The 11,754-nt window shown below is 70.7% G+C and carries 16 protein-coding genes and 3 tRNA genes; 10 read left to right on the forward strand and 9 right to left on the reverse strand.

From position 1 onward, the window contains the following. Positions 1 to 140: 140 nt before the first annotated feature. On the forward strand, positions 141 to 707 hold the full coding sequence (locus tag SSOG_RS07860; protein ID WP_009713677.1) for a CGNR zinc finger domain-containing protein: 567 nt from the start codon (positions 141 to 143) through the stop codon (positions 705 to 707). Positions 708 to 757: 50 nt separating this feature from the next. Here SSOG_RS07860 and SSOG_RS52250 read toward each other — a convergent pair whose 3' ends face one another. Then, positions 758 to 943 carry a hypothetical protein gene (locus tag SSOG_RS52250; protein ID WP_009713678.1) on the reverse strand — a complete coding sequence of 62 codons (186 nt, stop codon included), beginning with the start codon at positions 941 to 943 and terminating at the stop codon, positions 758 to 760. 54 nt (positions 944 to 997) lie between these two features. Next, positions 998 to 1,459 carry a hypothetical protein gene (locus SSOG_RS07865; protein WP_039936874.1) on the reverse strand — a complete coding sequence of 154 codons (462 nt, stop codon included), beginning with the start codon at positions 1,457 to 1,459 and terminating at the stop codon, positions 998 to 1,000. A 131-nt stretch (positions 1,460 to 1,590) separates the two neighbouring features. On the opposite strand from SSOG_RS07865, the gene SSOG_RS07870 reads away from it, so the two are divergent. Next, entirely contained in the window at positions 1,591 to 2,103 is a 513-nt protein-coding gene (locus tag SSOG_RS07870; protein ID WP_039936876.1) for a DsbA family protein, read from the forward strand. Between the two features lie 18 nt (positions 2,104 to 2,121). On the opposite strand, the gene SSOG_RS07875 is transcribed toward SSOG_RS07870, so the two are convergent. The 3 genes from SSOG_RS07875 to SSOG_RS07885 all read right to left on the reverse strand — a co-directional run bounded on the left by SSOG_RS07875 (position 2,122) and on the right by SSOG_RS07885 (position 4,941). Then, positions 2,122 to 2,967 carry a GNAT family N-acetyltransferase gene (locus SSOG_RS07875; protein ID WP_039940792.1) on the reverse strand — a complete coding sequence of 282 codons (846 nt, stop codon included), beginning with the start codon at positions 2,965 to 2,967 and terminating at the stop codon, positions 2,122 to 2,124. A gap of 85 nt (positions 2,968 to 3,052) precedes the next feature. After that, on the reverse strand, positions 3,053 to 3,874 hold the full coding sequence (locus SSOG_RS07880; RefSeq protein WP_009713682.1) for an aminotransferase class IV: 822 nt from the start codon (positions 3,872 to 3,874) through the stop codon (positions 3,053 to 3,055). Beyond that, positions 3,871 to 4,941 carry a chorismate-binding protein gene (locus SSOG_RS07885; protein ID WP_039936880.1) on the reverse strand — a complete coding sequence of 357 codons (1,071 nt, stop codon included), beginning with the start codon at positions 4,939 to 4,941 and terminating at the stop codon, positions 3,871 to 3,873. Before SSOG_RS07885 ends, SSOG_RS07880 begins: the two co-directional genes overlap by 4 nt. 170 nt (positions 4,942 to 5,111) lie before the next feature. Here SSOG_RS07885 and SSOG_RS07890 point away from each other — a divergent pair. From SSOG_RS07890 to SSOG_RS07900, 3 genes are all read left to right on the forward strand, one after another. After that, positions 5,112 to 5,184 (forward strand) — tRNA-Gly (locus SSOG_RS07890). A 28-nt stretch (positions 5,185 to 5,212) separates the two neighbouring features. After that, positions 5,213 to 5,283, forward strand: a tRNA-Cys gene (locus tag SSOG_RS07895). Between the two features lies 1 nt (position 5,284). Further along, positions 5,285 to 5,357 (forward strand) — tRNA-Val (locus SSOG_RS07900). 153 nt (positions 5,358 to 5,510) lie between these two features. On the opposite strand, the gene SSOG_RS07905 is transcribed toward SSOG_RS07900, so the two are convergent. From SSOG_RS07905 to SSOG_RS53355, 4 genes are all read right to left on the reverse strand, one after another. Further along, complete coding sequence (locus SSOG_RS07905) at positions 5,511 to 7,163, reverse strand: recombinase family protein (RefSeq protein WP_009713684.1); 1,653 nt, start codon at positions 7,161 to 7,163, stop codon at positions 5,511 to 5,513. Next, on the reverse strand, positions 7,160 to 7,510 hold the full coding sequence (locus SSOG_RS07910; RefSeq protein WP_039936881.1) for a hypothetical protein: 351 nt from the start codon (positions 7,508 to 7,510) through the stop codon (positions 7,160 to 7,162). The genes SSOG_RS07905 and SSOG_RS07910 overlap by 4 nt, the downstream gene beginning before the upstream one ends. A 32-nt stretch (positions 7,511 to 7,542) precedes the next feature. After that, positions 7,543 to 7,992 carry a helix-turn-helix domain-containing protein gene (locus SSOG_RS07915; protein WP_009713686.1) on the reverse strand — a complete coding sequence of 150 codons (450 nt, stop codon included), beginning with the start codon at positions 7,990 to 7,992 and terminating at the stop codon, positions 7,543 to 7,545. A gap of 442 nt (positions 7,993 to 8,434) precedes the next feature. Continuing rightward, positions 8,435 to 8,635 (reverse strand): hypothetical protein, encoded by a 201-nt coding sequence (locus SSOG_RS53355; RefSeq protein WP_009713687.1) that lies wholly within the window; start codon positions 8,633 to 8,635, stop codon positions 8,435 to 8,437. Between the two features lie 84 nt (positions 8,636 to 8,719). On the opposite strand from SSOG_RS53355, the gene SSOG_RS07925 reads away from it, so the two are divergent. The 5 genes from SSOG_RS07925 to SSOG_RS07945 are packed head-to-tail and all read left to right on the forward strand — an operon-like array spanning position 8,720 to position 11,736. After that, positions 8,720 to 9,118: a hypothetical protein gene (locus tag SSOG_RS07925; RefSeq protein WP_009713688.1), complete on the forward strand. Its 399-nt coding sequence runs from the start codon at positions 8,720 to 8,722 to the stop codon at positions 9,116 to 9,118. After that, complete coding sequence (locus tag SSOG_RS07930) at positions 9,115 to 9,492, forward strand: hypothetical protein (protein ID WP_009713689.1); 378 nt, start codon at positions 9,115 to 9,117, stop codon at positions 9,490 to 9,492. Before SSOG_RS07925 ends, SSOG_RS07930 begins: the two co-directional genes overlap by 4 nt. Next, entirely contained in the window at positions 9,489 to 10,547 is a 1,059-nt protein-coding gene (locus SSOG_RS07935) for an ERF family protein (protein ID WP_009713690.1), read from the forward strand. Before SSOG_RS07930 ends, SSOG_RS07935 begins: the two co-directional genes overlap by 4 nt. Then, positions 10,544 to 11,110, forward strand: coding sequence for a hypothetical protein (locus tag SSOG_RS07940; protein WP_009713691.1), 567 nt, complete (start codon positions 10,544 to 10,546; stop codon positions 11,108 to 11,110). Before SSOG_RS07935 ends, SSOG_RS07940 begins: the two co-directional genes overlap by 4 nt. Next, positions 11,107 to 11,736: a hypothetical protein gene (locus SSOG_RS07945; protein WP_245606242.1), complete on the forward strand. Its 630-nt coding sequence runs from the start codon at positions 11,107 to 11,109 to the stop codon at positions 11,734 to 11,736. Before SSOG_RS07940 ends, SSOG_RS07945 begins: the two co-directional genes overlap by 4 nt. The last annotated feature ends 18 nt before the right edge of the window (positions 11,737 to 11,754 follow it).

The raw sequence follows: 11,754 nt of genomic DNA on the forward strand, positions 1-11,754 counted from the left end.
GGCACCGCCGCGTCACGCTCCGTATCACGGTCCGGAGCGGACACAGCCGTGTCACGTTCCGGGCCCGGCGCCGCTAGAGTCGAGCGCATCGGAGGGGCAGTCGAGGAGCACCGCCGACCCAGCGGGCCAGGGAGCCAATCGTGCTGATCAACCACGACACCCGGTGCGCGCTCGACGCGGTCGTCGACCTGGTGAACACCGCGCCACCCGGGGACGGGAGCGAGGATCGCCTCGCGGACGTCGCCGCGCTGCGCCGGTTCGTCGAGCGCAACACCATCAGTGACATCGGCACGCTCGGTGAGCGCGACCTGACCGCCGTACGGTCCGTACGGGCCCGGTTCACCGAGGTCTTCGCCACGGCCGGCAACGGCCCCCGGCACACCGCCGAGCTGCTCAACACGATGATCGCGGCGGCCGGGACCACTCCCCGGCTGACCGACCACGACGGCTACGACTGGCATGTGCACTACTTCGCCCCGGGAGCGTCCCTGGCCGACCATCTCGCGGCCGACGGCGGCATGGCGCTGGCGTTCCTCGTGGTGGCGGGCGAACACGAGCGGCTGCGGCGCTGTGAGGCCCCGGACTGCCGGTTCGCCTTCGTGGACCTGTCGCGCAACCGCTCCCGGCGCTACTGCGACAGCCGCACCTGCGGCAACCGCCTGCACGTCGCCGCGTATCGCGCGCGGCGCAAGGAGGCCGCGGGCTGAGCCCGCTGAGCCCAGGGGCGCGCGGCGGGGCGCCGCGCCACCGGGTCGCGTCACCATCGGTAGAGGTCATGGAGCGCGGTGCCGAAGAGCAGCATGCCTATGAAGGCGAGGAAAAGCATCAGCGGCGGCTGGGAGAGGGCGAACAGGCAGCCGCGTGGCTCGTCGCTCGGTGGAACAGGGGGTCCTTCGATAGGGGATTGCTCCCCGGGTGATTGCAGCATCTCGCCGGAGATCATGGCGCAGCGCGAAGCCCCGCTGCGACCAGCGAGCGATTTTTGATCGGGAGCTTGTCAGATCCCGTGCTTTTTGAGAATGGCCTCGATGTCTGAGAAATCTTCTGTACCGGAGCTGCTTGCCGCGGTCGGTTTCCGCTTGTCCGCCGCCTTCGCTCCGGTGGCCCCGCGACCGGAGCCCAATGCGGGTTCCGAGGCGCCCGGGGCCAGTGCCCCGTTCCGCTCCGCGGCGGCCGCCGCGCGCCGCTCCTTGCGGGTGCCGCCCGCCCGGCGCTCGGCCGCCCGGCTCACCGTGAACAGCAGCCAGGAGAGCCCGAGCAGGCCGAAGCCCGCCCAGACGGTCGGGTTGAAGACCAGATCGGTCAGCCAGTCCAGGACCCCGGTCATCGCCAGGCCCACCGGCAGCAGCGCGTAGGCCGCTATGCGGGCCGCGGTCCGGAAGCGCTTGCGGTACGCGGTCAGACCGGCGATGCCCAGACCGGCCGCGGACAGCGCGGCGCAGATGGTGTCGGTCAGCATCGGTTCCTCCCGCCGACGGGTCAATATGTCCATCGTGCACCCCGCAGGGCGGCAAGGGCCACAGCCGGGGCCCGGGATCAGGGTCATCTCCGGGTTCGGAGGAGTCCGCGGGGGCTGGAAGACTGGCTTCCATGAGCGACACCGATCCCGCCCGACCCGTACTCGACGTGTGGTGCGAACTCCAGTGCCCCGACTGCCGTACCGCGCTGACGGACGTGCGCGCCCTGCGCGAGCGCTTCGGCGACGCCCTGGAGATCCGGCTGCGGCACTTCCCGCTGGAGCGGCACAAGCACGCCCACGCGGCGGCGCAGGCCGCCGAGGAGGCCGTGGCGCAGGGGCAGGGCTGGCCGTACGTCGAAGCCGTGCTGGAGCGCACCGACAAGCTGGGCGCCCGGGGTGAGCTGCTGCTCGTCGACGTGGCGCGGGAACTGGGCCTGGACGCCGAGGAGATGGACACCGCGCTGATCGACGGCCGGCACATCCTGATCGTCGACGCGGACCAGGCCGAGGGCAAGGCGATCGGGGTGACCGGCACCCCGACGTATGTGATCGGCGGCGAGCGGCTGGACGGCGGCAAGAGCCAGGAGGGGCTGCGGGAGCGGATCGAGGAGATCGCGGCCCGGCTGCTGGCCGACCGCGGCTAGAGCAGTGGTCAGGGACGGTCAGAGCAGCTCTTTCATGAGGTGGTACTCGACCGCCTCGTAGCCCAGCGACTCGTACAGCCGCCGTGCCGGGGTGTTCTCGCTGACGACGTGCAGACCGAGGCGGCGCGCCCCGGCGGCCAGGCTGTCGCGCTCGGCGGCCAGCATCAGGGTCCGGCCGTGGCCGTGCCCGCGGTGCTCCTCGGCGACGTCGATGGAGTAGACGAACGCCGCGCCCCGCTCCCGGGTGTCGGGCTCCTCTACGGGCAGCGCGACCCAGACGGTGCCCACGTCCCGTTCGGCGTGGGAGAGGACCCGCAGGACCGCCCCGGGGGTGGCCGGGCCGTGCGGCAGCAGTGTCGCGTAGCCCGTGTCCGCCATGGCCTCGGCCGCCTCCTGGCCGAGCCCGCTGCCCAGGAGACTGTTGACGACGTCGACGCGCGCATGGGCCCGCCAGGCCGGGTACTCGGCCTCCGTCAGGGTCCGTATCGCGCTGTCCGGGGGCAGTACGGGCGGCTCGCCCAGCTGCTTCATGAGGTCACGTCCGCGCTCGCGGTAGCCGAGCGCGGCCGCCAGCCCGAGGGCGGTCGCCGCCTGCGCGGGGACGCTCGCCACCAGCCGGGTGCAGCGCCAGCCGCGCAGCACCTCCTCGGCGGCGAGCGCGGCGACCGTGCCGCGGCCGCGGTGCCGGTCCGCGGCGTCGATGTGGAGGTGCTCGATCCGCCCGGCGAACGGACCCAGCAGGGCGTCGGTGGTGAGCCGGACGCTGCCGACGGGACGGCTGTTGACGCACACCTCGTACGAGCGCGCGCGCCCGCCGTCGTCGGTGTGCCGCTCGGGCGTGGTGGGCCGCAGGGTGGTGGTCACGATGGTGTTGTACCCGGGCCCGGGGCGCACGTCATCAGGTTTACGGCGGGAGCCTTTCGTTCCGTTTGCCCGGGGCCGGTGGGCGTCACGGGTCGATGTCGGCGGCCGCCCGCTCGGTGAAGATCCGCATGGCCTTGGCGGTGACCGGTCCCGGCGTACCGGGCACGATCCGGTCGTCCACCTGCCGTACGGCCTGGACGTCCCGGGTGGTGGAGGTCAGGAAGACCTCGTCGGCCCGCTCCAGGACGTCGAACGGCAGCTCCGTCTCCCGCGCCCCCACCCACTCCAGGACGAGGGCGCGGGTGATGCCCGCGAGACAGCCCGAGGCGAGCGGCGGGGTGTGGAGTTCGCCGTCGAGGACGACGAAGACGTTGGTCCCGGTGCCCTCGCAGAGTCCGCCGACGGTGTTCGCGAACAGGGCCTCGGTGGCGTCGTGTTCCCGGGCGCGGGCCAGCGCGACCACGTTCTCGCCGTACGAGGTGGTCTTGAGCCCGGCCAGCGCGCCGCGCTCGTTGCGGGTCCAGGGGACGGTGACCACGGCCGTGGTGTCCGCCCGGCGGTGGGTCTCGACGAGCGCGACGACGAGCGTGGGGTCCGCCGTGCCCCGGTCGGAGCCCAGCGGCGAGAGCCCGCCGGTGTAGGTGATCCGCAGCCGCCCCAGCGGCATGGGGTTGTCGGCGAGGACCGCCTCACAGGCCCGCCGCACCTCGTCGAGGTCGGGTTCCGGCAGGCCGAGGCCGTGCGCGGAGCGGGCCAGCCGGTGGAGATGACGGGTGAGCGCGAAGGCACGGCCGTCCACCGCCTTGACCGTCTCGAAGACGCCGTCGCCGACCGTCAGCCCGTGGTCGAAGACCGACACCTGGGCGCTGTCGGCTTCGTGCAGGGATCCGTCGAGCCAGATCGTCACCGCATGGTCCTTCCCGTCGGCTGCTGTACTTCCGACGCTACCGCGAGCAGTCGCGCCGCCTTGAGTTCGGTTTCGTCCCATTCGCGGTCCGGGTCGGAGCCCCAGGTGATCCCGGCGCCGGTGCCGAACCGCAGCACGGCTCCGGCGGGGGTCGGCCGGTCGATCCAGAAGGTGCGTATCCCCACGGCCAGCTCGCCGGTGCCGCGGTCCGCGTCCACCCAGCCGATGCCGCCGCAGTACGGACCGCGGGGCGCGGTCTCCAGCTCCCCGATGATGCGCAGGGCGCTGGACTTGGGCGCCCCCGTCACCGATCCGGGCGGAAAGGCCGCCGCGAACAGCTCCGCCCAGCCCGCCCCCGGCGCCAGCTCGCCGCGGACCGTGGAGACCAGGTGCACCAGGCCGGGGTGCGGCTCGACCGCGCAGAGCGCGGGGACGGTCACCGAGCCGGTGGCGCAGACCCGCCCCAGGTCGTTGCGGACCAGGTCCACGATCATCACGTTCTCGGCGTGGTCCTTCTCCAGCAGGTCCTCGGCCCGGCGGCCGGTGCCCTTGATCGGCCCGGACTCGACGGTCCGTCCGGAGCGGCGCAGAAACAGCTCGGGCGAGGCCGTGGCGACCTCCACGCCGTGTTCCGGCAGCCGCACGGTGCCCGCGTACGGGGCCGGGTTGCCGCGGGCCAGCAGGGCGGTCAGCGCGTCCACGTCCGCCGCGTACGGGTCGGGCAGCGGCGCGGAGAGCACGCGGCACAGATTGGCCTGGTAGACCTCGCCCGCCGCGATGTGACGGCGCACGCGGCGCACGCCCTCGGTGTACCCGGCCCGGTCCAGCGAGGAGGTCCAGTCGGTGGGCCGGGGACCGCGCCAGGCGCCCGGCGCGGCGTACGGCGTGGGGGCGGGCACCGGCTCGCGGCGTACGTCACCGAAGCGGGCACAGACCACACGCCCCTCGAAGTCCGCGACAACAGCCCAGAAACCCTCGGTGTCGAGAGCCGAGGGGTCGCTGGTCACATCGCGAAGATCGGTGGCGAGCAGGCCACCGAAGCGGGCGAGAGGGGGCAGGTCGTGCACGCTTGCGAGTCTATGGCGCCTGGTCACGGGGGTCGCGGGAGGGACCGCGGCGAGGTGGCTGCCAGGTGAGCAGGGCAGCACGCTGCGGAAACGGAATTTGAGCTGGCTCCGGAATCCGCTAGAGTTCAACACGTCGCCGGGACGCGGAAGCGCCCCGGGAAACGGCACCTGCGGACGTGGCTCAGTTGGTAGAGCATCACCTTGCCAAGGTGAGGGTCGCGAGTTCGAATCTCGTCGTCCGCTCGGAGTGGGGGTTCACGCCCCTGCGTCTGGTGGAGTGGCCGAGAGGCGAGGCAACGGCCTGCAAAGCCGTCTACACGGGTTCAAATCCCGTCTCCACCTCGGACGATTAGCTCAGCGGGAGAGCGCTTCCCTGACACGGAAGAGGTCACTGGGTTCAATCCCAGTATCGTCCACACCGATCGCCTCGGGTCCCACCCACCGGGCCGGCCCTTTGTCGTATGCCCTGTTCAGATGCCCTGTTCAGAAGAACGCGGCCAGAACGGCGCGAGCCCGGACAGCTCCCCAGCTGTTGCGGTAAAACATCTAAGAGTGTGACGTAGATCGCTCTACTCCTTGGCCTGCTTCTTGACCTGCTTGTCCTCCCAGGGGTCCGGCTCCCACACGGGATGGATGTGCACTTTCGCCGTCGCCCGGCGGTCCTCGCCACCCTCGACCTCCTCGTCGGTGGGGTCGATCCGTTCCAGAACCACGCGTCGGATGAGCTGCTTGAGCAACGCGTTCTGTTCCGCGACTTTCAGCGTCTCCCACTCAGCCGCGAGGCTGATGATCAGGGGCTCATAGTCTGAGCGGTCCGGTGTCTGCTCGACCTCGATGCACTTATCGAGGGCGGCCCGCGTGGTGGCCTGCTGCTGCTTGATGCGGTCGCGGGCCTTCTCGTACGCCCCGGGCGGGTAGTCGTCCGGGTTAACGGCGCGGTCCGCTTGCAGCCGCGCGAGGCCGTCGTCGTACTTGGCGAGTTCGGCTTGCAGGCGCGCTCGTTCGCGTGCAGCTTGAGTTCGCTCGTCGAGGACGATGGCGCGTTGCTGGGGCACCGACGGCGCCGCGTCTACGCCTGCTGCGGCTTCCCTGAGCACCCATTTCAACACTTCGCGTTCGACGTGGGCGCGGGTCTCTCGTATGCCCTTGCAGCCTGTTCCGCCGGTCTTGGCCTGCACGCTGCACCGGTATGCGTAACCCTCTGTGCCCACGATGGTGGCGCTGCCTCGGCATTCCGCATGTCGCATCAGCCCGGTAAGGCGGTAGAGCGCTTGCCGGGCCCGGGGCGGCGTTGCGCGCACTGTCTTGCGGCGCGCCTGGTACGCCTCCCACAGGTCGGGGGCGACGCATTCCTCGTGGGCCCCTGAGATCATCAGGTAGTTCGGGCACCGAAGACCCTGCTTGTTTCGCTCGCAGTTGCACTCACGGTCGTGGACGCGGAGTAACCCTGCGGGAAATCCGCTGTCCATGTAGTGCTTGATGGTCGACTCGGCCCACAGGCGGTTCGTTGTGGTGCGGTGGCCGTGGCGGTTGAGCCATGCCGCCAGTGTCTCGAATCCGTGGCGACCGTCCGCATAGTCGCGGTACAGGTCGGCGAGGATCGGGCCCCGCTCGGGGTGGATCTCGTACCACTCTTTTTGAGTGGTCCAGCCGCCCTCGCCGTCGGGCAGGCGTCGGGGGTGCCAGATGTACCCCCAGCGTGGCCGGCCGGATGAGGGTAGGTGGAGCTTGTTACGGCGGTGGTCGTGGGTCTCGATCCATTGCTCGCCGGCGCGGTCGCTCTCATAGTTGCCGAACGCGAAGATCATGTCTCGCTGGAAGCGGCCGATAGCGGTCCGTGCGTCAACGTGTTCGGTAGCTGATTCGAGTTGTCCGCCGGCTGCTTCGAGGCGGGCGAGGTTGGTCACGTTGCCTGTGCGGCTGCGGCCGAATCGGCTGTATCGCCATACGGCGATACCTCGGGCCTCGCCCTGCTCGACGCGCTCGATGGCTCCCATGATCCGGCGCTTGAAGTTCCGCCCGGTGGCGTCAAGGTCGATGATCAACGGTTCGAGTAGGCGGCGCCCAGTGCGGGCCGCCCATTCTCGTAGGACGCCCTCTTGCAGCTCGGGGCTAATCTGCTCTTCTTTCCATGTGCTGACTCTGATGTATCCGAGCCAGGGCTCGCCGTCCTCGTCGGTTGGCGAGCTGCGGAAGGTTGCTGGTAGGTCGAGTTGGGTCACTGTGCCTTCCGTCCAGATTGCTTCCAGTGGTGCGGGCGCAGTGTGATCACGTTGCCCGCGACCTGCTCGGCATCGTCGGCGCGGTGGCCCGGCTGGGGCGGTGCGGGGGTGTCGAGCAGGCCGCGGGCGACGTGGTCGAGTGCGCGGAAGTATCCGGCGCGGTCCGCCTCGGCGAGTTGATGGGCTGATGCATGCTGAGAGTTCTGCACAGTGCGAACGATGGTGAGCGGTACGGCGGTCAGGACGACGAACAGTCCCGCGCGCCACATGTCGTCGTTGTTGCCGAGAAGACCGAGCACGCCTGCGGACAGTCCCACCAGGAGCAGGGTGAAAGCGAAGATCGGCATGTATCGGTGGGTCACTGTGCCTCCGTGGTGCGCTAGTTCTCGGCGATACGTCCGTCGCCGTTCTCGGCTCGTTGCTGTCGCAGGGTTTCGGTCATCGAGACGAACACCTGACGCTTGATGGGGTCGGTGATCCCCAACTCGTCGGCCGCCTCTTCCGGGGTAATCGGAACCTCGCGCTGTGCCGGGTTGCGGACGTTTTGGAGTTCGCCGCGGCTAAGCACGCCGGCGGCGACCAGCACCTCGGCAAGTGGGATTTGGAGGGTGTCAGCGAGCATTTGAAGTACGCGCGTCTCCGTGGCGGCCTGCCCGCGCAGCATGCGGCTGACGGTGCCGGCGCCGATGCCGGAGTCTTCGGCGAACCGGGTTTGCCCGCCGCCCCGGGGCCGTAGGTCATAGCCGCGGTGTTCAAGTTGCCTCTTCAGCCAGGCCGCGAAGTCGGCGGGCGTCGCGAGATCTTTCCCGCGAGAGTTCTTGTGTTCCATGGGTGGAACATACCGCGCGTGGACCGTGCGTCGCACATGATCGTTTGAACTTGTCCAGAACATGCCCGAATGGCACGGCACACCCCCCTGAGCTGCGGCGCGTTGATCGAACTGGTGACCGATTGTTGTCGGGCATATGCCCATTGTCAACGCGCTTTGAGAGAGCGCGTTCCGCTTGCATATGCCGAACCGAACACCTATCCACCATGCTAACGTTCCATCCGTGGACGGAAATGATCCGGTCACGGAAGGACGATGCCCGCATGTACGACCGCGCCTTACTCGTCACGGCCGCCCGCAGAGCAGGGGACCGCTCTCCGTCAGACACCGCAAGACGGTTGAAGGTTGCACGCAATACCGCATGGCGGTTGTGGAACGGCCACACCGCCCCAAGTGCCGCAGTTGCCGCAGCAGTCGAGGAACACTACGGCGTTTCAGCTGGTCAGCTGATGAAGCAGGCCGCCGCATGACCGGCGAAGTGATCTCCCGCGAGCAGGCGTTCGCCAACGCCCGCCGAGTCCTCGACGCTGCCCGCGCTCGACGCGACCGCGACCGCGCCGCCGGTCGCCTCGCCCCCGAGGTCGAACTCATCTTGCGCCGCCTCGAACGCCAGCAGCGCCAGCAGGCGCCCGCCGTCGAGCACCGCGCCGCCGCCTGAAACGCCGAGGGCCGCCCGGATGCGACCCGGACGGCCCTCTCACGACCGCCACTCAGAGAGGCACCGATCGTGAACGAAATCCACCGTACCGCCAGTTCTCCCCGCGCCGAGGCCGCCATCACGAGTGCCGCCGAAGCAGCGAAGCACCTCGCCCGCACGGGCGTGATCGCCCGGCAGCTGGACGCCATCGCGCCCGGCACGTTCCACGTGCGGACCGTCCCCGTGTCGACCGAGCGAGACGGCGCCCGCCGCCGCGCGACATGGGTCGCCCTCGACGACGCCCTCGGACTGCCGGTCAAGGCCGACCGCGAGGCACACCGCGCCGCCCTCGGCCTGCTGCGCCGCATGTTCCCCGCCGCCGACTGGACGAGGCCGCACGCCTACCACGCCAGCACGGGCGACCTCGCCCTCGACGAGCCGACCGCGCCCGCCGACCTCGGCCTCGACGACCAGGAGCCGCAGAGATGATCCGTCCCACACTCACCGCCGACGGCCTCGCCGTCCGCCTGCCGATCGCCGAGCGCGCCGAGCAGCTGCTCGACGGCCTCGCCCTCGCGTTCGCCGCGGACGCTGACGCCGTCGGGCGCCTGCTCACCGCACACGCCGCGAACGTCGTCCGCCTCGATCACGCCGTCGTGAGCGAGGACATGCCCGAGTACGAACGGGCGATGCGCGCCGCCTCCGCCGACGGGAGCCGCGAGGCCCTGCTCGCCGAGGCGCCGCCCGCCGACAACCTCGACGACCTGCTCGACCCCGACACGGCGATCACGCTCGCAGGCCGGATCACCCGCCTCGCCGCCCATATCCGCCACCACCGCAAGAACCGGAGCCCGCGCCCGTGACGGTCACGCCCCTGCACCCGAACCAGGTCGCCGCGCCCGTGGCCGACGACACCTCGCGCATCGAGACGGCCTATATCCCCGCTCCCTTCGGTACGCCCGCCGATGCCCCGCGCATCTTCCAGGTGATCCACGGCGTGATGAGCGACGTGATGCCGGTCGCCAAGGGGCAGCGAAACCAGCAGCAGAACTATGCGTTTCGGGGTGTCGATGACGCCATGTCCGCCATGGCGGGCCCGATGCGGAACCACGGCTGTTTCATCGCCCCCGAGGTCGTCGAGCACCGGCAGCGCCCGCGCGGCGAGAAAGGTACGCACACGGTCATTCGGATGCTGTACCGCATCTATGGGCCCGCGGGTGACTGCCTGCTCGTGACCGTGCCCGGTGAGGCAATGGACATGGCCGACAAGAGCACCAACAAGGCCATGAGCGCCGCTCTCAAGTACATGTTGTTCCAGGTATTCATGATCCCAATCGATGCCCGATCCATCGATGACGGCGACCGCGACACCCCGATCATGGACAACGCCCCGCAGCAGCGGCAGCAGGGCGGGCAGCGCCACCAGCGCCGCGGCGGGCAGCAGCGGCAGCAACGCGAACAGCAACCGCGCCGCAGCAACCGCGCCGAGCCCGGCCCATGGGAGCAGCCGCCCGCCCAGCAGCAAGCAGGCGCGCGCCGCGACTACCTCGCCGAGGCCCGGAAAGCGCCGACGCCCGAGGCGTTCGCGAAGGTACGCGCCGCCGCCGTCGAGGCCGGGGCCCCCGACCACTACCTCGCCGAACTCGACCAGGTCGCCGAGCGGAAGCGGAAGGCCGCCAAGCAGCCGCAGCAGGCCCAGGGCGGGCAGCAGCGCGAGACACCGCAGCAGGGCGAAGAACACGTGATCGCCGTCGCCGAGCTGTTCGACGCCGCCCGCAGCGCGGGCGTGACCGACCGCGCCGAGGTCGAGCAGCTGTTCAGTTCCCGCTACAGCGTGAAGCCGACCGAGGCCACCGTCGCCCAGTTGCGCGAGATGCGCGACGACCTGCTCGACGCGGCGAAGGGAGCGAGCGCATGACCGCCGAGTCGACCACCGAGCAGCCGGTCGAGTCGCTGCGCGACCTCGCCACGCAGGAAGCCGTGTTGAAGCTGCTCGCCGAGCGCGTGGCCGCCGCACAGAAGGACGTGAAGGCCCGGACACAGAAGGCCCTCGACGCCGCCCAGAAGCGCGACGGGACCGAGCGCGTCGGGGCGTACCTCCCCACCGGCGAGCAGGTCGCCACGATCTCAATCCGCAAGGGCGAGACCGGGCCGGTCGTCGAAGACGAGGAAGCCCTCGCCCGGTTCGTTCGTCAGCAGTGGCCCGACGAAGAGTGGACCGAAACCCGCATCGTGCGCACGGTCAAACCGTGGAAACTCGCCGAACTGCTCGGCGAGATGGACGCCGCCGGCGTCGCGAAGCTGGTCGACAAGGTCACGGGTGAAGTCCTCGACGTACCCGGCGTCGTCATCAAGCCGACGCGCGCCCGCACGCACGGGATCACGTGGCGCACGGGCGGGAAGGTGGCAACGGCCGAGGCGTGGCGCACGGGCGCCCTCGCCGGACAGCTCGCCGCGATCACAGCGGGGGGCGAGAAGTGACCGCCCACGCTACCGAGGCCAGCCTCGACGCCACGCGCCGGCTGCTCGACGCCGGACCGGTCGAGCAGGTCCCCGGACAGCTCGCCGTCGAGGGCATGCCCGAGGAAGCCGGCCCGCGCAACGTCCCCGAGGGACTGGCGAAGGCGTTCGCCGCCCGCACCCGCTCGACGGGCGACGGACACCGCCTGTGGACCGGGCGCCCCGCCAAGGGTGGCGGAAGGTTCCGGCACAAGGGCCGCGACTACACCGCCTTTCAGGCCGCATTCATCCTGCGGACCGGTCGCGAGCCCGTGGGCAGCGTCCGCCCGTCGTGCGACCGGCCGCAGTGCTGCGACCCCGCGCACGTCGACGACCAGGCCACCCGGCAGCGCGACCGCGTCGCCCTCGCCGCCGTCAAGGGCATGCAGCACCGCGCCCCGTCGTGCGACCACGACCAGGCCGTACACGGCCGGCACCGCGGCGACGGCCGCCGGTACTGCAACGCGTGCAACAACCCCGCGTCCGCGGACGGTTGCGCCCACGGCAACCCCCGGTGCGGCGCCCAGCCCGTACGGCCGTACCCGTGCGGGTGGCGATGCGACGAGCACCAGCCGGCCCGAACCCGCCCCTACTCCACCGCCGCATGACTGGCCCGGCGGCGAGGA

Origin of the sequence: Streptomyces himastatinicus ATCC 53653 (assembly GCF_000158915.1) — a bacterium.
Taxonomy (GTDB): domain Bacteria; phylum Actinomycetota; class Actinomycetes; order Streptomycetales; family Streptomycetaceae; genus Streptomyces; species Streptomyces himastatinicus.

Coding starts and splice junctions, on each gene's coding strand:
- SSOG_RS52250 (WP_009713678.1), bottom strand. CDS start 943: ATGATCTCCGGCGAGATGCTGCAATCACCCGGGGAGCAATCCCCTATC.
- SSOG_RS07865 (WP_039936874.1), bottom strand. CDS start 1,459: ATGCTGACCGACACCATCTGCGCCGCGCTGTCCGCGGCCGGTCTGGGC.
- SSOG_RS07870 (WP_039936876.1), top strand. CDS start 1,591: ATGAGCGACACCGATCCCGCCCGACCCGTACTCGACGTGTGGTGCGAA.
- SSOG_RS07910 (WP_039936881.1), bottom strand. CDS start 7,510: ATGCCGATCTTCGCTTTCACCCTGCTCCTGGTGGGACTGTCCGCAGGC.
- SSOG_RS07915 (WP_009713686.1), bottom strand. CDS start 7,992: ATGGAACACAAGAACTCTCGCGGGAAAGATCTCGCGACGCCCGCCGAC.
- SSOG_RS07930 (WP_009713689.1), top strand. CDS start 9,115: ATGATCCGTCCCACACTCACCGCCGACGGCCTCGCCGTCCGCCTGCCG.
- SSOG_RS07940 (WP_009713691.1), top strand. CDS start 10,544: ATGACCGCCGAGTCGACCACCGAGCAGCCGGTCGAGTCGCTGCGCGAC.